Annotated in this window: 17 protein-coding genes, 1 tRNA gene and 1 pseudogene; 10 read left to right on the top strand and 9 right to left on the bottom strand. The window is 52.6% G+C overall.

What is annotated here, in order from left to right; all coding sequences use genetic code 11:
• Positions 1-33: 33 nt before the first annotated feature.
• Positions 34-291 carry a hypothetical protein gene (locus AAGA79_RS12285; protein WP_411826099.1) on the bottom strand — a complete coding sequence of 86 codons (258 nt, stop codon included), beginning with the start codon at positions 289-291 and terminating at the stop codon, positions 34-36.
• Positions 292-356: 65 nt separating this feature from the next.
• On the opposite strand from AAGA79_RS12285, the gene AAGA79_RS12290 reads away from it, so the two are divergent.
• The 5 genes from AAGA79_RS12290 (at position 357) to thiS (ending at position 4963) form a co-directional block, all read left to right on the top strand.
• Positions 357-830: a YlbF family regulator gene (locus tag AAGA79_RS12290; protein ID WP_411826100.1), complete on the top strand. Its 474-nt coding sequence runs from the start codon at positions 357-359 to the stop codon at positions 828-830.
• Positions 831-856: 26 nt separating this feature from the next.
• Entirely contained in the window at positions 857-1645 is a 789-nt protein-coding gene (locus AAGA79_RS12295) for an MBL fold metallo-hydrolase (RefSeq protein ID WP_411826101.1), read from the top strand.
• Between the two features lie 95 nt (positions 1646-1740).
• Positions 1741-3318 carry a TIGR03790 family protein gene (locus AAGA79_RS12300; protein WP_411826102.1) on the top strand — a complete coding sequence of 526 codons (1578 nt, stop codon included), beginning with the start codon at positions 1741-1743 and terminating at the stop codon, positions 3316-3318.
• A gap of 30 nt (positions 3319-3348) precedes the next feature.
• Positions 3349-4722 (top strand): DUF2851 family protein, encoded by a 1374-nt coding sequence (locus tag AAGA79_RS12305; RefSeq protein ID WP_411826103.1) that lies wholly within the window; start codon positions 3349-3351, stop codon positions 4720-4722.
• A gap of 40 nt (positions 4723-4762) precedes the next feature.
• The gene (gene thiS, locus AAGA79_RS12310; RefSeq protein ID WP_411826104.1) at positions 4763-4963 is read left to right on the top strand and encodes a sulfur carrier protein ThiS; all 201 of its coding nucleotides are present in this window, start codon (positions 4763-4765) and stop codon (positions 4961-4963) included.
• Positions 4964-5099: 136 nt separating this feature from the next.
• Here the strand turns inward: thiS and AAGA79_RS12315 are convergent.
• The 3 genes from AAGA79_RS12315 to AAGA79_RS12325 form a co-directional block, all read right to left on the bottom strand.
• Positions 5100-5173: transfer RNA gene (locus tag AAGA79_RS12315), tRNA-Gln, on the bottom strand.
• A 127-nt stretch (positions 5174-5300) separates the two neighbouring features.
• Positions 5301-6131, bottom strand: coding sequence for a S1 RNA-binding domain-containing protein (locus AAGA79_RS12320; RefSeq protein ID WP_411826105.1), 831 nt, complete (start codon positions 6129-6131; stop codon positions 5301-5303).
• Positions 6132-6143: 12 nt separating this feature from the next.
• Positions 6144-8111, bottom strand: coding sequence for a DNA gyrase/topoisomerase IV subunit A (locus AAGA79_RS12325; protein WP_411826106.1), 1968 nt, complete (start codon positions 8109-8111; stop codon positions 6144-6146).
• A gap of 123 nt (positions 8112-8234) precedes the next feature.
• On the opposite strand from AAGA79_RS12325, the gene AAGA79_RS12330 reads away from it, so the two are divergent.
• From AAGA79_RS12330 to AAGA79_RS12340, 3 genes are read left to right on the top strand one after another with little or no spacing between them, the layout of a single operon-like run.
• The gene (locus tag AAGA79_RS12330; RefSeq protein WP_411826107.1) at positions 8235-9107 is read left to right on the top strand and encodes a phosphoenolpyruvate hydrolase family protein; all 873 of its coding nucleotides are present in this window, start codon (positions 8235-8237) and stop codon (positions 9105-9107) included.
• A gap of 11 nt (positions 9108-9118) precedes the next feature.
• The gene (locus AAGA79_RS12335) at positions 9119-10330 is read left to right on the top strand and encodes a Tm-1-like ATP-binding domain-containing protein (RefSeq protein ID WP_411826108.1); all 1212 of its coding nucleotides are present in this window, start codon (positions 9119-9121) and stop codon (positions 10328-10330) included.
• A 4-nt stretch (positions 10331-10334) separates the two neighbouring features.
• Positions 10335-10640 (top strand): Dabb family protein, encoded by a 306-nt coding sequence (locus AAGA79_RS12340; protein ID WP_411826109.1) that lies wholly within the window; start codon positions 10335-10337, stop codon positions 10638-10640.
• Positions 10641-10884: 244 nt separating this feature from the next.
• Here AAGA79_RS12340 and AAGA79_RS12345 read toward each other — a convergent pair whose 3' ends face one another.
• The 5 genes and pseudogenes from AAGA79_RS12345 to AAGA79_RS12365 form a co-directional block, all read right to left on the bottom strand.
• A complete protein-coding gene (locus AAGA79_RS12345) occupies positions 10885-11463 on the bottom strand; it encodes a hypothetical protein (protein WP_411826110.1) in 579 nt (192 codons plus the stop codon).
• Positions 11463-12863 carry a hypothetical protein gene (locus AAGA79_RS12350; protein ID WP_411826111.1) on the bottom strand — a complete coding sequence of 467 codons (1401 nt, stop codon included), beginning with the start codon at positions 12861-12863 and terminating at the stop codon, positions 11463-11465. Before AAGA79_RS12350 ends, AAGA79_RS12345 begins: the two co-directional genes overlap by 1 nt.
• Complete coding sequence (locus AAGA79_RS12355; RefSeq protein ID WP_411826112.1) at positions 12860-13549, bottom strand: hypothetical protein; 690 nt, start codon at positions 13547-13549, stop codon at positions 12860-12862. The genes AAGA79_RS12350 and AAGA79_RS12355 overlap by 4 nt, the downstream gene beginning before the upstream one ends.
• Before the next feature lie 483 nt (positions 13550-14032).
• Positions 14033-15079, bottom strand: a pseudogene (locus tag AAGA79_RS12360) (sulfatase-like hydrolase/transferase); the annotation flags it as partial.
• A gap of 254 nt (positions 15080-15333) precedes the next feature.
• Complete coding sequence (locus tag AAGA79_RS12365) at positions 15334-16779, bottom strand: sulfatase-like hydrolase/transferase (RefSeq protein ID WP_411826113.1); 1446 nt, start codon at positions 16777-16779, stop codon at positions 15334-15336.
• Positions 16780-16989: 210 nt separating this feature from the next.
• On the opposite strand from AAGA79_RS12365, the gene AAGA79_RS12370 reads away from it, so the two are divergent.
• Both AAGA79_RS12370 and AAGA79_RS12375 read left to right on the top strand, forming a co-directional pair.
• Entirely contained in the window at positions 16990-17853 is an 864-nt protein-coding gene (locus tag AAGA79_RS12370; RefSeq protein WP_411826114.1) for a helix-turn-helix transcriptional regulator, read from the top strand.
• Between the two features lie 87 nt (positions 17854-17940).
• Positions 17941-21768: a PVC-type heme-binding CxxCH protein gene (locus AAGA79_RS12375; protein ID WP_411826115.1), complete on the top strand. Its 3828-nt coding sequence runs from the start codon at positions 17941-17943 to the stop codon at positions 21766-21768.
• Positions 21769-21786: the final 18 nt, after the last annotated feature.

Genomic DNA, 21786 nt, shown 5'->3' on the forward strand with positions numbered 1-21786 from the left:
GCTTTTTTGTCTCCTGAAATAACCTACCGGGAACTATTCTTCCTTTCTCCACCAGTCCTCATCCCGTTCCCATTCTTCTCTCGGCTCGCCCCGCTGGAAGCTGGCCTTGATTGCTCGCCCGTCTTTTTCCTCGTTTTCCATCTCCTCCAGAAGCTGGTCAACTTCCCCGTTCCGCTTCCCCGAACTCCTCAGCATACAGCCGAGCAGGAGGGCAATCACACCAAAACTGGTCAAGACCGTTGCTAACATCGCAATAGCCAGACCATCGGATTCAGTCAGCAACCAGCTCATAATTAACCGTTAAACTCGCACAAATAGCTCTCCACCACAACCTGCCATCGGCGGATTTACGAAAAATGGCCATTGCGCCCCCCACCGGTAGCGACTACCTGTTTTTCATGTCCATGCTCGCTGAAAGAACATCCATCATCTCCAAAACAAAAGAACTCTGCGCCCAAATCGCTGAAGACGAGAAATTCAAATCCCTTCAGGCAGACGTAGAGCGCTTTCTCTCCGATGAGAAAGCCAAGCTTCAATACCAGGACGTTCACCAGAAAGGTGAAGAACTCCACCAGAAGCAACACGCAGGCGTAGAACTCGGCGCTGCCGAAATCAAAGCCTTCGAATCCGCTCGTGACGCACTTTTCGATAACAAAGTTGCCGCTGATTTCATGGATGCCCAGCGCACCCTCGAAACCATGCAGAAGGAAATCGGCAAATACGTCGGAATGACCATGGAACTTGGTCGTGTTCCTTCTGAAGAGGAAATCGCAGAATCCTCCCAAGGCGGTTGCTGCGGCGGTAGCGGTGAAGGTAGCTGCGGCTGCTGATCCCCCTGCTCACCAAGCAAACCAATATGTCTTCGGACACATTCAAGATAACATTTCTGGGCACCGGCACTTCTGTCGGTGTTCCTGTTATCGGGTGCAGCTGCGATGTCTGTAAATCCACAGATCCTAGAAACAATCGCACCCGCTCCTCTATTCTGATCACCACCGGCGGGATGAACCTCCTTGTGGATTCCGGCCCCGATCTCCGGGAGCAAGCACTTCGGGAAAACATTTCATCACTAGATGCAGTTCTTTACACGCATGCCCATGTGGATCACGTCGCGGGCTTCGATGAGCTCCGCGCCTTTTGCTGGTTCAAGCAGGAGCCCCTCCCGCTTCACGCCAGCGCGGCTACCCATCAGGTTCTTCGTGCAATGTTCGGCTGGGCGTTTCACAAAGACAATACCTACCGGGGATACGTAAAACCCGATCCCCACACTTTCACCGGGAAGTTCTCCATCGGCCCTCTCAAAATCACTCCACTTCCAGTCACCCATGGCTCGGTGGAAACCCATGGGTTTCTCTTCCAGACGCCTGATGGAAAACGCATCGCATACGTCCCGGATGTAAATCGCTTCCCAGCGGAAACCCTTGAGTTAATGAAAAACCTCGACCTCCTCATACTGGACGCATTACGCGACACGCCGCATCCCACCCATCTTTCAGTATCGGAAGCCGTGGAGATATCCGCTAAGCTCTCCCCGAAAAACACGCTCTTCACCCACCTGAGCCACGATGTTGAACATGCCGAACTTAGTGCAAGGCTTCCCGACAATATTCTACCGGCCCACGATGGATTAATAGTCATCCTCTGAGACCCTTTCCATTCCCCACACAGCACCGCAATGGCGGGAATGATATAGCACTCTTACATGTTTGACCTTCCAAGACACTTGGTCAAAGTCGCGACATGCCTCGCAACCGTGCATCCATCCTTTGCGGATTTTTATCCCTGATCGGGCTATTTCTCTCGATCCAGACAGCTTTTTCCCAGCATCTGACGAGCAAAGACATCCTTGTATTGTTTAATCAGAATGATGAGGAATCAGCTAGATTGGCGGAAGATTACCGCCTGGCCAGGGACGTTCCGAGAGACCAGATCCTCGGCCTAAAAATGCCGACAAAAAAGGATATCACACGGGCCGAGTATGATGAATCCATCCTGATCCCACTCCGCGAGCATTTTGATGAAAATAACTGGTGGGAACGGAACCGTGATAGCCAGGGCCTGCTACTCCCCTCCGAAAACAAAATCCGGGCCATCCTCCTGATGCGCGGGGTCCCTCTCCGTATTACCCCTACGTCCACCGCACCTCCAGCAGAAGGCAAGGACCCGATTTCTCCGCGTGACGAGTCCTCCGTGGACTCAGAGCTCGCCATGTTTGGCATTGAGACCCTACCAACCAAAGGAGTGCTCAAAAATCAGTTTTATGAAAGCAAAACCGAGTTCACCCGGACTCCCTACCCATTTCTGGTCCTGACATCCCGCATCGATGCTCCCACCTACGCCATCTGCAAACGCATGATCACAGATGCCATTGCAACTGAGAAAACCGGTCTATGGGGTCGCGCATATGTGGATATCGCCAATAAAAACCCGGAGGGAGACGAGTGGCTGGAACAAATCGTCGCGGACAACCTAAAAACCGGCATCCCCACCGTTGCGGATCGCTTTAATGACACTTTCCCTAAGAACTACCCCCTCACAGACGCTTCGCTTTACTATGGCTGGTATGATTGGAATGTCAGCGGCCCGTTTCTCAATCCCGGCTTCATTTTCCGCCCCGGTGCGGTAGCCATCCACATCCATTCTTTCAGCGCCGAGCAACTCACCGACGCACATAAAAACTGGTCGGCCCCGCTTCTAGTTCGCGGTGCCGCAGCGACCGTCGGGAACGTCTACGAGCCGTATCTTCAACTCACCCATAATTTCGGGATTCTCCACAACCGCCTCCTCAAGGGCTGGACATTCGCCGAAGCAGCTTGGGCTTCCATTCCGGTAACCTCATGGCAGGGAATTATCCTTGGAGATCCCCTCTATCGCCCTTTCAAGCACATCGGAGGCACCGGAACAAATGAACCACGGGATCGCGACTTCCGTGCGATGGCTGCCGCCGCCCGCCAATGGCCAAACGACCCGGAAGAACGTATGGATAAGCTAGCTGGTGCTGCTGAAAAACTTTCATCCGGCAACCTCGCGGAAGGTCTCGCATTGGAATACCTTGAGGCAAAGGATGTCCCCACCGCTGCCGGGTGGTTCGTGAAAGCCAAATCCTTTTACAAAGCACCCGAAGATAAAATCCGTCAGGACATCCAGTTGATCGCCATTGAACGAATGAGGAAAAATAATGCAGCAGCTATTTCGGCACTCCGCTCCGCACAACAGGAATACACCCGTCTCCCCGAAGCTGATGCACTCGCTGGCTGGCTCGATATTCTGGACCCACCAGCCCCGCCGGTCGCGGATCCAACGAAGCTCCCGAAGTAAGCCCACCAAGGAACTTAGTGCCCTGATCAGATGAATTACAGCTTCCTCCTAGAAAGCGTTTGGCATCCTCCACTTTCCTTCGAGGAAGTAGCCGCTCCTAAGCTCCCACCCGAGCTAGAGCTGCAGGCCATGTGGTATTCCGGCGCCTTTGGACGCGACTTTCGCCTCAAGGATGGCCGCGGCTGCCACATCACCCAGTTCGGAGAGTGGAACATGGGCGCTGGCCCGGATTTCTCCCACTGCGCCATAGAAATCGATGGAGCCCACTTCACAGGCGACCTGGAAATAGATTCAAAGACCTCCGATTGGGTCGACCACGGCCATTATGTAAACCCAGCCTTTACGAATACCATCCTCCATGTCGCATTCCAGCCCACCATGCGGGAAATGTTCGTGGCAACAGCGAATCACCGGCAAGTTCCAGAGATACTCATCACTCCATCACAACTGGCCGATGCACTCCGGCTCCCTTCCCGCGATACCGCCATCTCGATCCCCGGCAGGTGCTTAGCCCCACTCAGAAAAATGCCGGGACTCGCCGTGGAGCGTCTTCTTGAGGAAGCATCCCTGCACCGAGCGGAGCAGAAAGCCAGTCGCTTCGTAAAAACCATCGAAGCACACGATTTCGATACCGCACTTTTCTTAGCGACCGCGGAAACACTCGGCTACGGAGGAAATTCGTTGCCGATGAAACTTCTCGCCCAACGTGCGCCCATCTCCCGCCTCCGCCAAAACCCCTCCCAGGCTGAAGCCATCCTCCTTGGAACCGCGGGATTCCTCAATTCAGAGATCCACCAAAAAGCACCTCTCGACACCCGGGAGTATCTTCAGGATCTCTGGCAGACCTGGTGGAAAATCCGGCCGAAATACGAAGCTCCGGCGGCCAGGAATCCAGCTTGGAAAACTCATGGCCAACGCCCGGCCAATCATCCCCACCGACGCGCAGGAGGCCTCACAGCCCTTGTCGAAAATTGGCCCGAGTTCAGGAAATTGGCCCTGGCATCCCCTTTCTCCGTAAAGCCGCTCACTGATTTTCTCCACGGCCTGCGCCACGAATTCTGGTCTCACCACCACACTCTCACCTCGAAAAGAAGCACCCAAGCCATCTCGGTTTTCGGGAAGAACCTCGCCCTTGAGCTCTCCGCCAACCATTTGATACCGCTCGCCCTCCGCGAAGGTAGATTTGATTTCCCCGCATATTACAAACACCGCCACTCAGCCATCAATCAGAAGCTCAAACGATGTGGTATACGACTCTTCGGAAGTGAAGAAGAGGCAAAACCTTTTCTACGCCGCCTCTGCCACCAGCAAGCTCTACTCCAGCTCTACCAGGACTTCTGCCTGGAAGATTTCACCGAGTGCAGACAGTGTCCATTTCCAGAACAACTCTCCCAGTGGAGATGATTCATTGGCGTTTATCGCCAACCCATTCCATCCTCAAACCATGAGTATCACACTGAACGGCAACGATCACACCCTCGACTCCAAATCCACTGTCTCCGACCTCCTCAGCTCGATCGGGCTCGGTGACAAACCGGTAATCGTCGAGCACAATCACAACGCCATCCTCCCTCAAAATTTCGCTAAAACCGAAATCAAGGATGGAGACAAAATTGAAATCGTGGCTCTCGCAGCAGGAGGCTGATCGTTTCCCCTCGGTCACAGAAAGAAAAATGGATTCATAGAGCAGATCCATTTCGCGCTAGATACACAGCCGATACATTTCATCGGTTGAAACCCGCTAGCTTCAGACGGGACCCACGAACAATTGTGGGAAAGAATGGTAGCCTTACTAGGGCTCGAACCTAGAATGACGGAATCAAAATCCGGAGTGTTACCATTACACTATAAGGCTATTTCCACGAAATCCGACTCAGGGAGCGGCTCGGGGGCGAAACGTAAGCGAGCTTTTACCAGTTTGGCAACCCGGAAATTTACTCCACGGGAAATTTCTTTTGCCCCATGAAAAGCAAACCTCCGATCTAGTTCAGCCGGATGCCCGCTTCTGTCTGCGTGATTATCCGTTTTTTCAAAAGCGCACCTATAGTCTGCTTGAAAGTCCGCTTTGAAACTCCCAGCTCCTCGTAGATTTCATCCGCCGGGCTCTTGTCATTTATTGCCCAAAAACCCCCGCGCGCCACCAGCTCTCCCATGATCTGCTTCTCCAGATCATCCACACGCTCCTTGCGGGGCGCCTGCAGGCAGATGTCAATCTTGCCATCCACCCGGATCATCGTCACATAACCTTTGAGCTTCTCGCCTAGAGAGATATTCTGGAATACCTCATTCTCGTAAATCATACCGGTGTGCATTCCATTCACGATCGCCTTGTAGCCCATTGGCGTTTTCCCATACATGATCAGATCCACCTCTTGCCCGGTCGTGTATTCCACCGGCTCCAGATCAATGTGTCTCGCAATTCTGGTGGTGGCCATCAGGCGGCCGCTTTTTTCATCCACCAGGATCTTAACCAGATAATCCTTCCCAACCTCCATCCGCATTTTTTGCTCACGGAACGGCACCAGAAGGTCCTTCGGCAGACCCCATTCAAGAAACGCACCAACTTCGGTCAGCGCCACACAGCGGAGCTTCGCAAACTCTCCCGGCATCGCACGTGGATGCTGCATGGTTGCTACCAGCCTATCCTCGGAATCCAGATAGATAAATACATCCACCACGGCACCGATTCCCCATTCCTTGGGCATTTCCCGACGAGGGAGGAGGATTTCTCCCAAATTTTCCGCGTCCAGAAAAACGCCCATCGGCTTCTCACGGACGATCACAAGTAAGGCGCGCTGGCCGATCTTTACCATAATTTCAATACACTAGGGTGTGTAGTCCTTCGGTGCGATCAGGATTTTTTCCACAGGGTGTTTCGTTACGATATTCCCCTGGCTGCCACGCCCCTTGATGCCGAATTCGGCGAAATGAAGTGGCCTCGTGAGATTCCGCAGACGCAGCCCTGATTTCATGTAAACCAAGAGCATCTGCGCCGAGCTCTCCTCATTGCTGGAGTGCCACTTGAAATACAATATCCGGCTCCCTTTGGTTCCCTTCGTAAGATCGTATTCCTTGTCCCGCGTGATACCTCCGATCGTGAAGCGCTTGGCCATGATATTTCCATCCCGCCCATCACGGTAGATCATCGAATAAATCAAATCCTCGTCCTTGCGAAAAACGGCCACCCGCAAAGGTCTCTGGCCCACAAAAAACTTATCAGCCACCTTGGTGACCTTCATTTTTCCGTCCGCTGAAAAGACAATCACATCGTCCAGCATCGAGCACTTCTCAACAGCCTCCTCTTTTTTCAAAGATGTCCCTGCAAAACCGTTTTTCGAGTCCAGATAGAGAGTCTCGGTGGCCAGAACAACCTGTGTGCGATCCACTTTTTCGAAGGTGGCAATTTCGGTCTGCCTTTCCCGGTCCTTTCCGTATTTTTTCCCGAGATTTTCGTACCAACGAATCGTATAGCGCGTCAGGCTGCGGAGGTTCCTCTCGCATTGAGCGATTTCATCCTCGATCGCCCTAATCTCTTCATCCGCTTTGAAGGAGTTGAACTTGGAAATTCTCTTGATCCGGATCTCGGTCAATCGCACCAGATCCTCCTCGGAAACCTCGCGTCTGAGCAGCTTTTTGAATGGCTCCAATCCATCATCGATCGCCTTCAGAACCGCCTCCCAGGTCTCGGCCTCTTCGATATCCCGGTAGATTCGGTTTTTGATGAAGATTTTCTCAAGAGAGGAAAAATGCCATTTATCCGCCAGCTCGTTCAGGCGGATCTCAAGCTCGCGTTTCAGCAGCTTCTTCGTGAAATCCGTGGTCCGACGCAGAATTTCCGTAACCCCGAGAAACGCCGGCTTGCCGCCCACAATCACTCCCGCATTGGGCGAAATACTCATTTCACAATCGGTAAACGCATACAGCGCATCCCTGGTATTTTCCGCATCTGCCCCGGCCGGCAGATAAACCAGAATATCCGCATGGGCTGCTGTATTATCCTCGATCTTCTGGATCTTGATTTTGTTTTTATCCGCTGCATTGACCACGGAATCCATCACCCCGCCGGTCGTCGTGCCGAAGGGGATTTCCGTAATACGCAGAATCCCCTTTTTCTCGATATTGATTCTCGCACGGACACGAATTTTCCCGCCCCGCAGGCCATCGTTATACTCACGTGCGTCCATGATCCCGCCGGTCGGGAAATCCGGAACCAACTCAAATGGCTCCTTCCGCAAATGGGCAATTGCCGCCGTCACCAGCTCGTTGAAATTGTGCGGTAAAATCTTACACGCAAGACCCACCGCAATCCCTTCCACACCTTGGGCAAGCAACAGCGGGAACTTCATCGGCAGCGTCAGTGGCTCCTGATTCCGCCCGTCATACGAGGGTAGCCACTGGGTCGTCTTCGGATTAAAAGCCACTTCCAGAGCGAATTTCGTGAGCCGTGCTTCGATATACCGGGGAGCTGCCGCACCATCTCCTGTAAGTGTATTTCCCCAGTTCCCCTGGGTGTCGATCATCAGATCCTTCTGCCCGAGCTGCACCATTGCATCACCGATCGACTGGTCTCCATGCGGGTGATACTTCATCGTATTTCCCACCACGTTCGCCACCTTGTTGTAGCGGCCATCGTCCAGCTCCCTCAGCGAGTGCAAAATCCGGCGCTGCACAGGCTTCAGCCCATCGTTCAAATGCGGCACCGCACGCTCCAAAATCACATAGCTCGCGTAATCCAAAAAGTAATCCGAATACATCGAGCCAAGCGAAGCGTGTTGGTCCGGGTCATTGCTCATGCTCAAGTGTGCTAGAGGACTCCACCCCCACACGCAAGCCCATCGTGTAACCACACGAAAATCAAATGGTGATGTGGATTTAAACCATGGCCAGATCCTGCCACTCTCACTAGCTTACATCCTATGCCAAATCCATGGACGGGAATCGGAAACCCATATACCAGAACCGAAGTCATCGAGCGCCTGCGAGACACACAATCAAAAGGTGAACCCATCATCGTCGCCGGTGCGGGAACGGGCATCTCCGCCAAGTTCATCGAGGAGGGCGGAGCCGATCTCATCATCATCTATGCGTCCGGCCGTTTCCGCATGATGGGCCACGGTTCCATCGCCGGCATGATGGCCTACGGCGACGCCAATGCCATCTCCATGGAAATCGGTGAATTCGAAGTTCTCCCGGTCGTAAAGGAAATTCCAGTCATCTGCGGCGTCCACGCTTCCGATCCACGCCGCCGCATGTGGCATTTTCTCAAGCAGGTGAAAGACATGGGCTTCTCCGGCATCAATAATTTCCCCACCCACTCCATCATCGACGGCCAGTTCGGCCAGTCCATCGAGGAGACAAATATGGGCATGCAGAAGGAAATCGACTGCGTCCAGCTCGCCACCTCGAAAATGGATCTCTTCTCCATCGTCTACGTCGCCACACCGGCGGAGGCGAAAGCCATGGCAGAAGCCGGTGCGGACGTAGTCATCGCTCATGTCGGTTGCACCGTCGGCGGCTCCATCGGAGTCAGCAATGCTTCCATCGGCCTCGACCAAGCAGCAAAAACCACCCAGGCCATCTGCGAAGCCGCTCACTCCGTGAACAAAGACATCATGGTTCTCTCCCACGGCGGACCCATCCTCACCCCATCCGATGCAGCATACATCAACGAGCACACCGATACCGTCGGCTTCGTTGGCGCATCTTCCATCGAGCGTATCGCCGTTGAAAAATCCATCACCGAGCTCACCCGCGAGTTCAAATCCATCCCGGTAAAACGCATCAAATAACCCACTTTCCAATGAAAACCCTAGCCGTCCTCGGCACCCTCGATACGAAGGGCGCCGAGCATGCCTTCATCGCAGACTTCATCCGCCAGCGTGGCCATGGAGTCGTGCTCATCGATGTCGGCACCTCCACCCCACCTACCGTCACCCCGGACATCACCCGCGAGCAGGTCGCCGCAGCTGCCGATATCGACCTCGCAACGCTCATCGCCCATCAGGATCGCGGAGAATGCGTTGTAGCCATTAGCAAGGCAGCCCCGATCCTCGTCGCGAAACTCGCCGCAGAAGGAAAAATCCACGGCATCATCTCTCTCGGAGGCGGCGGCGGAACAGCCATCGGCACTGCTGCCATGCGCGGCCTTCCATTCGGTTTCCCGAAAATCATGGTCTCCACCCTCGCCAGCGGGAACACCGCCCACTACGTCGGCGAAAAAGACATCACCATGATCCCCAGCATCGCCGATGTCGCCGGGCTCAACCGTATCACGCGCACCATTTTCACCCGTGCAGCAGGAGCACTCTGCGGCATGGTCGAAGCGGAAATTCCTGTTCCGGAAAACGACCGACAACTCATCGCCGCCAGCATGTTCGGCAACACCACCCAATGCGTCGATCATGCCCGCGAAATCATCGACGCAGCAGGCTACGAGACTCTCGTTTTCCACTCCACCGGCACCGGCGGGAAGACCATGGAATCCCTCATCGCCGACGGCCTCATCACCGGAGTCCTCGATATCACCACCACCGAGTGGGCGGATGAACTCGTTGGCGGTACGCTGACCGCAGGCCCTACCCGCCTCGATGCCACCGCCAAAGCGGGCATTCCCGCCATCGTCGTCCCCGGCTGCCTCGATATGGTAAATTTCGGCGCACGAGAAACCGTTCCGGATAAATTTAACGGACGCAATTTCTACATCCATAACCCCCAGGTCACTCTCATGCGCACATCCGCGGAAGAATGCGCCGAGCTTGGAAAAATCCTCGCTGAGAAAGTCAACTCCTACACCGCTCCGGTCACCGTGATCATCCCGCTGAAAGCCATCAGCATCATCAGTGCTAAAGGCCAGCCCTTCCATGACCCCGAAGCCGACCACGCACTCTTTACATCTCTGAAAGAAAACCTAACCCCCTCCATCCCAGTCATTGAGATGGACACCTCCATCAACGATCCGGCCTTCTCAAAAGCCTGCGCCGAAACACTCCTAAACCACCTAAAACCACAGTAACACCATGCCAAAAGTAAAACACTACGGATGCTTCCAGTTCAAAACGGGAACCTCAGAAGAAACCATCTCCCACTGCTTCCAAACCATGGCCAACATGGTCGGAAAAATCCCCGGTCTCCTCGATTTCAACTACGGCCCCTACGATTCCGGCGAGGGCCTCAACGACAACTACACCCATGGTTTCATCATGACCTTCGACAGTCCTCAGGCTCGCGACGAATACCTCCCCCACCCCATCCACGAAGACGTCAAAGAAGTCGTCGTCCCAAATCTGGAACGCATCGTAGTCTTCGACTTCAATGTGGAGTAGGGGCGTTCCCGCCCCTTAAGTTCAAAGCGGCGTCCCCGCCGCCCGTTCAAAAGCCAACCAAACAAAGGGAAAGACAACCGCCCAGTAAAATGCGGGATGAGATACCTGACCCCATTTATAGCCGAAAAATTGGGTATGTGAACCGTGACGGCAAAACACGGAAAGACGAAAGTCAGGATATGAACGGCTCCAGTTAAAATTTTCGGTCTTAATTACTCCTTCCGATCGCCTTCAAACATTATAATTAATGTCTTCCCTCCACCGGAAGAACCTCAGGTTGAGGGAGACTTTCCATGAAAAGCGTAGCTCCTATCTGAGTCTTCTGATCACCTGAGAGAATATTATCCAAAGTTAATTGCATACGGCTGGTTGGAGGAAGCGCATCTTTTGCTTTTTGACATAGATCAACCACGGCCTGATGTTGAAAATTGAATGCCAAGAAACCCATTTTTTTGGTGCCGGCATCCAGAGCACGCTCAATTACTCCAGCATTCATAAGGACGTCACCAGCTTGAAACTTATCCAGCAACTCATTCAGGAACTGTAAATAAGACTCAGGAGTCATAAATTCAGATACTGCGATTAAGAGATTTTGACGTCGAGCGTCAGGAGCTATCTCGGCGAATTGGCCCATGACTTCGTCAGTGTTATCAGCTATATAACTTGCAAGAGCGCTAATTTGTTCTTGAGTCCCACTGGGGAAACCTCTTTCTCCAACACTTGCCGTAGCGATGTAGTCAGAAATGTCTTCAGGCATCGCATTCAATGGTAGCCGTGCCATTATTATTACAATGGAAATTAATGTTATATGGAATATTTTCATTACGGTTTTCTGTAGTTTGTGGATTGATAGGCAGCATCTGTGATATGAATCGATTTATTTACATCATTTTGTCCCGCATTAATCCAAGTTCCATCGTAGTCTAGTAAACCAATATGGGCTCCACCTGGTTGGTTAGAAGCAGCATATTGGTGTATCGCTGCCCAACCTGGCTCAGGAAAACTTGTCGACGCTTGCGAAGTCCAAGTCGGTATCGCAAATGTAGGATTATACCAATCATTTGCTCCAGGAGGAACAGCTCTGTCCACGTAGGGAGGAATTCCAATAACATAGTCACGCCAATTTCTAGTAGGAACGTTGACTCCAGAAGCATTTGACATCATAAAAACGAAAATATTGCATTTCCAAGACCCAGCGAATTTGAGCGTCGGATCGACACCGTATCCCACTGTTATTGATGCCGATTTAGCCCAAGCTTTGCTGCCTAACTTTGCCAAGGCTGTATCTCGTATTGTTATCTGATTCGCTTTACTCACAACGCCTACGAAATCCTGCTCGCCCTCTTTAAGTTTCGTATTATCGATACCATTACTACCGGCAATGTTCGGTGCATCTTTATCTCGAATGAATTCGATGTATGAGCCGCCAATCTCAATTCGTAGCTGAAAAATCCCCCCCACTGCAGTTGTGTGTTCGAACTTAGATCCTTTCCCGTCTGTTCCAAACGCATCCCATGCGTTATAAGTACCATCGCCCTTTAGCTGTCGAAATTCCCAAGTGATTTGGTCCTCGAATTCCTGTTCTTGGTCGAAATATTTCTTACCAATTGCGAACTCTAAATCATCTCCTTTCTCCACAATCAACCCAGTTGCGGGAGCTATGGCTGTGCCTTTCTTTCTCACCACTAGGTCTACAGGCATGAGGAAAAGAAACAATGTGCAGCCATCGATATCAGGTTCGTCCTCATCAGTGAGTAACTTTTTATTGGAATAGGTTACCGCAAGGCTGACTTTCTCTCCTGGAGGAAGGAGAGTAGGAATCACGTGGAAGGACTTGTCTAGATTCGGTAGGCCTTGACCTTGATTGTGTTGGCTGTGAATTGTTTTTCCCGCGACCGCCACGTCGCATCCATCGTCTGAAAATATAGCTAAACCATAAACGAATTTCCCTTTTTTGTCGTCAGCGAGTTCGGGCGGTGTGATATCACCGCTGAAGTCCTTGCCTTCTTCCTCTTCGGTGCTGTGATAGCCGAGTTGAGTTCCGTCTCCACCGGCTTGATCTGATGCTTCTTGTCTGGCAGCAGCTAGGTCGCCATTCCCTTTTTCACTAATGTCGCAGAGAATATCATCGATCGAAGCCGCATTTACGGATATTATTAAGGCACTGAAAGTAATTACCCAATAGAAGGTAATTGCTTTTGAAATATTACAAATTTTTTTCACTGTATTGAATTGTTCGGTTCTGATGTTTCCAGCATCTCATTAGTCCAAGCTTTTATAAGCTTTTCGCGGTTATTCGACCATTTACTTTCTTCAGGAATGTGTTTAATTGTTTTGATCGCTTTCTTATAGTTACCCAATCGGACCTGCTGATAGGCGAGGAGGTGAAGTGCGAGCTCCCGATCGTCAGGTTTCTTGTTTGCTCGATAGAACAATTCTAGGCATTTTCGTTCTGCTTCATGATCGCCTATGCGTTCATAGATGTTCTTACATGACAAAACTGTCCGCCGCCATGAGGCGAAGTTCGTTTCCTCGATGGGTTTGGTGAAATCCAAGTTCGGCATGATATATTGATCCGCAAGTTGTTTGGCAACTTCTTGATACTCAGGTATATCAGCCATCTGACGTGCAATGAAGGCTAGATTGGCTACGGCAAAGCCGCGATCACGGTCACTACTACTATCACGAAGGCGTGCCTGGTATAGTGGGATGGAAATCTCTGGTGGCGCGCTTCCTTCCCACGGTGGATTCTCGATTTCGGGAGGGTTTTCAATATAATTTTCAATGGGTCCTGCAAAAATAAGCGAGCTATAGCCTAATACAATAATGCTTCCTAAGAAGGAAAAAAATGGAGTTTCATTCTTTGCTGAAAAAGCGATTAGTATTTTTTCTTCACCACCAAAATTCATTACACGTAAAGTAAATACCCATCATAAAAAATATGTCGATGAAAATCACTTGGATCTTACGGAAAAGATACCGATGTCTAATTATTCTTTGAATACAAGATCTTATTTATGAAAATCAGTTCAGGATACTAAACAGGTTTCCGTTGATCGTTCATAAAATTCCTAGTTACTTTATGGGGTGAATTTTATTGAAAAATAGCGATAAATATTTATACTGAGAAATCTAAGGCAAGCGTCCGAGCTATCGTCTAGCGGTCGTTTTCTTTGCCGATTACCTTGGTGTGACGCTTGAGAAGTTTACCCTGTAACGGGGTCAGGCAGAGATTTGGAGCATTATCATTTCTGTAACGAAGTGCCCGCGATGGATACCCACCCCATCCACACAGACGTCGTCGTCCCACACTCGGAGCGCATCGTCGTCTTCAACTTCAATCTACCAGAATAAAAAAGGAGCGGCGGATATCATCCGCCGCTCCTTCTCATTCAAAGGTAGAAAGGGTCATTCCTCTGATTCATCTTTTGCCTTCTTATTCTTTTACGGGCTTTCGCCGCTTTCTCAGCTTTTTGCGCCTTGGTAGGACGAGTCGTAGGATCCGCTTCCATTGGAAGTGTGCCATACCACTCGGTCGCCATTTTTGTCAGACGAGCCGTGATCTCCGGATTCTCTGACGCTTTGTCCATCGGCTTGTCCTGCTCGTAGCTCTCCTTCAGATTATAGAGTTCGGCACGCTTTCCATCAAAGGAACACAACAGTTTCCAATCGCCATCACGCACAGCGAGCGATGCCCACCAATGAGGCTCCTCAATTTCGCCACCCTTGTCCTTGAAAAGCCAGAAAAGCGGTTTTGTACGCTCGATCTCCTTCCCACGCAGGGCCTCAATCATATTTTCTCCGTCGAGTTCCGCACTTTCAGGAGGAACTACTCCAGCCACTGCGCAAAAGGTAGGGAGAAGATCCACGGAGGAAATAGGAGTCGTTAGATTTTCCGCGCCAGCGGGAGTATCTCCGGGCCAGCGGACTATAAATGGCACACCAACACCGCCCTCATAGAGACTACGCTTCGCGCCGCGTCTTCCACCAGTTTCACCGATGCTGTAGTAGTCGCGCCATGCTCCTTCTTTACCTTTTGCGTTTCCAGGTTTCTCCGGACCATTGTCACTTGAGAAAACAACGATCGTATTGTCTGCGATTCCCGCTCTGTCCAACGCATCGAGCACCATTCCTACCTTGTTGTCGCCATCAGTGATGACAGCCCCGTAGACCTGCTTTTTCTCGTCCGTCTCCTTTTCCCTCCAGAGGGCCAATGACTCCTTGGAAGGCGTGTGGTCCAGATGACTTTCGTGCAACCAGACATTGAGGTAGAATGGAACGTCTTTATGATCTTCAATGAACTTTACAGAGAGATCGGCGATCTCATTGCCATCCTTCGCCACCCCAGGTCCGGGACCACCATACACCGCAGACTCATCGATACCGTATTCCGCCATCGTCGGCCCAGAAGACCCCATGTGCCACTTGCCGAAATGACCTGTCGTATATCCTACGGTTTTATCTCAAAAGGGTCAGGTGCTGCATTTAAACATTTCGCAAGCTTTGCCGATACACCTAGGTTAGAACTTGAGCGCACCGGAGCGAATGGCGTGCTTATCAAAACCGAAGCCGACCTTCGGCCGCCTCCAGAGGAGAAATAGGTGGCTAAGCGCGTCTTCGACTTCGATCTACCAGAATAAAAAAAAGCGGCGGATATTATCCGCCGCTCCATACCCTTCATGGGAGGGAAGAATCACTCCTCAGATTCACCCTTTGCCTTCTTTTGCTTTTTATTTTTCTTTTCGGTTTTCGGTGCTTTCTTCGCATTCTCAGCTTTTTGCTCCTTGGTGGGACGAGTCGTAGGATCCGCTTCCATTGGAAGTGTGGCATACCACTCGGTCGCCATCTTTGTCAGGCGAGCCGTGATCTCCGGATTCTCTGACGCTTTGTCCATCGGCTTGTCCTGCTCGTAGCTCTCCTTCAGATTGTAAAGTTCGGCACGCTTTCCATCAAAGGAACACAACAGTTTCCAATCCCCATCACGCACAGCGAGCGATGCCCACCAATGAGGCTCCTCAATTTCTCCACCCTTGTCCTTGAAAAGCCAGAAAAGCGGTTTTGTTCGCTCGATCTCCTTCCCGCGCAGCGCCTCAATCATATTTTCCCCGTCGAGTTCCGCACTCTCAGGAGGAACTACTCCAGCCACTGCGCAAAAGGTAGGGAGAAGATCCACAGAGGAAATAGGAGTCGTTAGATTTTCCGCGCCAGCGGGAGTAACTCCGGGCCAGCGGACGATAAATGGCACACCCACACCGCCTTCATAAAGACTACGCTTTGCGCCACGTCTTCCACCAGTTTCACCGATGCTGTAGTAGTCGCGCCATGCTCCTTCTTTACCTTTCGCCGTTCCAGGTCTCTCCGGACCATTGTCACTTGAGAAAACAACAATCGTATTATCTGCGATTCCCGCTCTATCCAACGCATCGAGCACCATTCCTACCTTGTTGTCGCCATCAGTGATGACAGCCCCGTAGACCTGCTTTTTCTCGTCTGTCTCCTTTTCCCTCCAGAGGGCTAATGACTCCTTGGAAGGCGTGTGGTCCAGATGGCTTTCGTGCAACCAGACGTTGAGGTAGAATGGAACGTCTTTATGATCTTCAATGAACTGTACAGAGAGATCGGCGATCTCATTACCATCCTTCGCCACCCCAGGTCCGGGACCACCATACACCGCAGACTCATCGATACCGTATTCCGCCATCGTCGGCCCAGATGACCCCATGTGCCACTTGCCGAAATGACCTGTCGTATACCCTACGGTTTTAAGAAAGCGTGGAATTGTCGGCGCCCTACCATCTAACCATGCTGGCATTTCCTTCAGCCTTTTCCCGCCGAAAACGCTGTTGATCCCATAACGTGATGGATACCGACCGGTCAGCGCCGAAACGCGACTTGGAGAGCACACCGGAGACAGCACATTAAAAGCCTGGAAATCCGTCCCCTCCGCCGCCAAACGGTCGATGTGAGGCGTCTCCAGCCATTCGCTGCCGTGGCAGGAAAGATCTCCCCAGCCCCAGTCATCGGCATAGATAAAAACGATATTCGGTTTCTTAACCGGCGGAGCAGTTTCGGCCGCTTGCATGGACGAAACCATCGCCACGGGCAGAACGGCAAAGAGGAGTATATTTTTCAGTTTCATAAATTGATCATGCCTTCCTGAGACCGGGGGTTTTCCGGATCGGGCACCTCAAACAATACTCAAAAAACAAAAAACAATTACAACCAAATGACGCTGATACAACTTTTTTAAAGCGAACTGGGAAGGAATTCAGTTTCCTCCCGTTAAATGATTTCACTACTCCTTTCATCGCACCTAGTCTCTAAACTGGCTCCAAAATAAATCGCCCCAATGCCCACAGAACCCAAAGACAAAGAAACCTTCGGATCTGAAACCCGCTGGCAGGCAATCCGCGCCGACAATTCCGATGTTCGCTCCTGGCTGAAAAACGCCCCACTCTGCCCTCTTCTTCAGACCCACCACATCGCCCATACCGGGCTGATGTGGGCAAAATCCCCCTTCGAAGTCATCCGCTCCGAAGCCTCGGGCACCTTCGCCCTCATCGGGCTAGAAGGCGAAGGCGAAACCCTCATAGACGGTGACTGGCATACGCTCCTGGAAAATGAGATTTGCCTTCTTCCCGCCTTTGCCCCCACGGCCATCCGCGCGAAAAGCCAACAAAACTGGAACTTCGCCTGGGTCCGCTACGAGGAAGCCCGGGAAACCTCCCCTATCCTCTCCTCCAACAGCCCCGTCATCCAGAAAGGCAACGTCCTCCCGCTGAAACATGCCATCGCAGGCCTCGCAGCCGAGTTGGAAAGCAAATCCACCCAGCCCGCCACCCTCCATCATTGGGTGGAGCTCATCCACGGCTTCGTGGCCCGCGCCGCCTCGCCTTTTCAGGACGACGATCGCCTTTGGCGTGTTTGGAAAGCCGTGGAAAAGGACCTCGCGCGTGATTGGAACCTCACGGATCTCGAATCCATCGCCCATCTCAGCCAAGAGCACATCCGCCGCCTCTCCCAGCAGCAACTCGGCCGCAGCCCGATCCAGCAGATCACCTACCTCAGGATGCGTCGCGCAGTCTCACTTCTGGCCAGCACAAACGATAAAATCGAAACCATCGCCACCACCGTTGGCTACCAGAACCCCTTCACCTTCTCCAACGCTTTCAAACGCTGGACCGGCAAGCGCCCCTCCGACTACAGGGAGTAAATGCTGTAGTGGATCTGCCTTATGCGGAAGCTGATATTTCCAGCTGCTGAGCCAGTATATATGTCCATATAGTAATAAACCTTTTCCATGAAAAAAATCATCCGACCTCTACTGATTCTTCTAACCGGCCTCACCCCGCTACTTGCGGAACCCATCACTCTCTTCGATGGGAAAACCCTGGAAGGCTGGGAATACAATCCCAAGGTCTGGCGAGTGGAAGACGGAGCAATCACCGGCGGCTCCACCACGGAAAACATCAAGACAAACTATTTCATCTCCACCAAACAGAGCTTCCAGAATTTTGAGCTGAAACTGAAAATCAAATGCAGTGGAGATCCGGAAACCGGGCTTATAAACAGTGGCATCCAGATTCGCAGTATCCGCCTCCCGAAGGGAGAAGGCATGGCCGGTTACCAGATCGACTGCGGGGATAATTGGTTCGGAAAAATCTACGATGAGCACCGCCGCAGACAGCCCATCGCCCTGCCCGTCGATGAAGCGGCGCTCAAGGAAGCCGTCGATACCTTCGGCTGGAACGAATACCGGATCCGCGCTGAGGGGACACGCATCCAGGTGTGGATCAACGATGTTTTCGCCACCGACTATACCGAGGTAAATCCCAACATCGCACTTGATGGTGTCATCGCCCCACAGGTCCACGGGGGAGGTGTGGCACTCGTTCAGATAAAAGATATCACGATTGAAGAACTTCCTCCGACCGAGAACGCGCCAACATGGGAATCCCTCGGCGGACTCGATGCGGCACTCAAAAAAGCGCCTCCGGAACGCAAGAACAAGGCCCCGAAGAAAGCCCGCAAGAAGGCCCCCGCCCAAGGAAAAAACGCAACGCCAGCAGCGGAGGATTCACCACCCATCGCCTCGAAGAAAACCCAATCCGGCCGCACCTCCGCATCCAGCCCTTCGGAAGAACTCGCAGGCTTCACCGTCCCGGAAGGCTTCGTTATCGAACTCGTGGCATCCGAGGAAAATGGTGTCATCAACCCCATTGACATCTCCTTCGATGATGCCGGCCGCCTCTGGACCCAAACTGCCGAAATGTATCCGATGGATCCCATCACCGACATCAGCTTCAGCCAAGTCCTCAAGCTCATGGACGATACAGAAGCCCAGGAGAAGAACCCCAATTTCAAAAAAGTCCGCGATCTATATCAGCTGAAAAGCAAGGGAACCGATAAAATACTTGTCCTCGATGACCCCACAAAACCCGCAACCGGCCAAATCCATGCCTGGGCGGAAGGACTCTCCATTCCTCAAAGTATCCTCCCCTACAAGGACGGCGCATACGTCGCCCACGGTTCGGAACTTTTCCTCCTCCGCGATACTGATGGCGACAACAAATCCGATACCATGGAGCCCGTACTTACCGGCTTCGGCTTCACGGATACACACACCATGGCCCACCTGCTTGTCCGCTCACCTGGTAATTATATCCACTTCTCCCAGGGAGCCCTGAACAAAGGTCTCGTAACCGCCGTCGCCTCAGGAAAACAAACACGCATCGACGCCGCCAGCCAAGTCCGCTTTTCCCTCGATGGAAAAGACCTTGAAATCGTCTCCGTCGGCCTCGCGAACATGTGGGGACTCCAGATCCGCTCAAACGGCCAATGGTATGGCACCGAAGCCAACGACCTCGGCTATTCCGTCATCCCCTACGAGCACGGTACCGGCATGAAAGGCCCTGCCTCAAAACCAATCCGCAGCTACCAACCCTACCTTCCCGTAGTTCACGATTTCCGCGTCGGCGGCACCGGCATCTCAGGTCTCGCCTTCGCCGAGGACCTCGCCGGAGGCTTCCCCGCGGAGTGGAAAGACATCGCCCTGCTTGCAAACCCTATCACCAATACCATCAACGCCGTCCGCATCGTCCGCAATACAGACGGCTCGGTCACTGCCGAACACCTCCCCGATTTCCTGACCGCAGAAGACGATTGGTTCCGTCCAGTCAACCTTGAATTCGGCCCGGATGGCTGCCTCTACATCGCCGATTTCTACAACAAAATCGTCTCTCACAACGAAGTCACCACCTCCCACCCCGATCGTGACAAATCCCATGGCCGCATCTGGCGTATCCGCCACGTTGATCAGCCGGAACGTAAAATTCCCGACGTTACCAAAGCTACTCCCGAGCAGCTTATCGCTCACTTGAAAGCCCCTATCCTTTGGGAAAAGCGCGCCGCCTGGCATCAGATCGTAGATAGAAACCTCTCCCAGCTCACCCCCGAACTCAGCGCAATCGCCTCTGCCGAGGAAATTGATATCCCCACCCGCATCCTCGCCCTCTGGTCCTTGGAAGACCTCGGCCAGTTTGACGAAGAGCTTATGAAAAATCTCGTCTCCGCCGCAGACGAAAACCTCCGCCGGGAAGCAATCCGCTCATTGGCGACTTTTTCCATCACCCCCGCCCGCGTCGCCTCTCTGGTTGGCCCTGCCATCAATGACAGCAACGCAATGATCCGCTCACAGGCCATCCGCACACTTGGCGACCTCAATGAATCCGATCCAGCTGTTATCAATCTCCTTATCGAGGCCAGCAAACCTGCCCTCAGCGGGCTTCAGCTCGGCGGTTCATACGAGCGCACCTTCGAGCGGTTTCTCGCCCGCATGGCTCTTGAGAAATTCCCTGCGCAACTGAAGGCCTACCTCGCATCTTCATCCGACAAGCATGATCCAACCAACGTTCTCTGGGCCATTCAGGCGCTCGATGACGAGGCCTCCAAAAAAGACATTTTCCTCCAGCTCTGGAGTAAAGTTTCCGGCAGCACCATCGATTCCGAGACTTTCGTCGCCATAGCCGGCGCCCTTAACAACAAGGAAATCTACGCGGCAGTTGCCCCCACCTTCCAAAAAGAAAACACAGCGATAGACTACGCAAAAATCGCCGTCGCCAACCAATCCCGTGTGCAATCAAAGCAGCTTGCAGCTATTCTTACACCCGCTGTGAAATATCTCCTCCAGTCGGAAGAAACCCTTCCGCTAGCCCTTAACGCGATCTCCAGCCTGAAAATCACCGGTCTGAATGCGGATGTTTCGAAGATTGAGGTTGAAGGGAAAGATCCTGCCACCCTTCGCCTGCTCGTCTCCGCCATGGCGATCAATGCAAAGCAAAACAGCAAACCCCTCTCCTCCATAGCCTCGGACAGAAGTCTCCCGGCCGATCTACGCATCGATGCGGCCCACTCGATCGCCCAGGTGGACCCAAAGGCAGGAAAGGCCATTTTCGTGACACTCATGGAAGGCCGGGATCCAACAGCTCTCGCCACCGTCTTCTCACAATCGAAGGCGGGCGCAAAAATTCTGACCGAACTCTACGCGGAGAATAAACTTACCGATGATGCATTTGATCGATCCTCCGCGGAGCGCATCTCCCAAGCGTTCCGTAAGAATACAGCCGCGCTGGCCATCAAGGCATCCAGCGACAGGAAAATCGAAGAACAGCAGAAAACAGCCGCCGCCAGAATCGAACACCTCGTCGATTTCATCGGGAAAAACCCGGGAAACCCTGAAGCAGGCAAAGCCATTTTTTCCAGCTGCCTCGCCTGCCACGCCGTCGGCTCGGAAGGCGCGGGCATCGCACCACCACTCGATGGTTCCGGTCTCCGTGATCTCGAGCACCTCCTTACCGCTATCGTCTCTCCAGACGATGCCGTGGAAGGCGCCTACGGCCTCTACCGGATTACGAAAACCGATGGGTCCTCCATCGAAGGATTCCTTGAAAAAGAAGAACCCCTCGGCAAAACCGTAGCAGTTATGGGCGGCGGCAGAATCTTCGTTCCGACGGCCGAGATCAAAAGAGCTGATTTCGTCGCTGGCCGTTCCTTCATGCCAGCCAGCTTCGGCGGGCTGCCTGATGCCACCATGGCGGATCTTATCTCTTATATTTCGACGCTGAAATAGACACCAGCTGGCAGTAAA

It is taken from the genome of Luteolibacter sp. AS25, from assembly GCF_046736275.1.
Classification (GTDB): Bacteria; Verrucomicrobiota; Verrucomicrobiia; order Verrucomicrobiales; family Akkermansiaceae; genus Luteolibacter.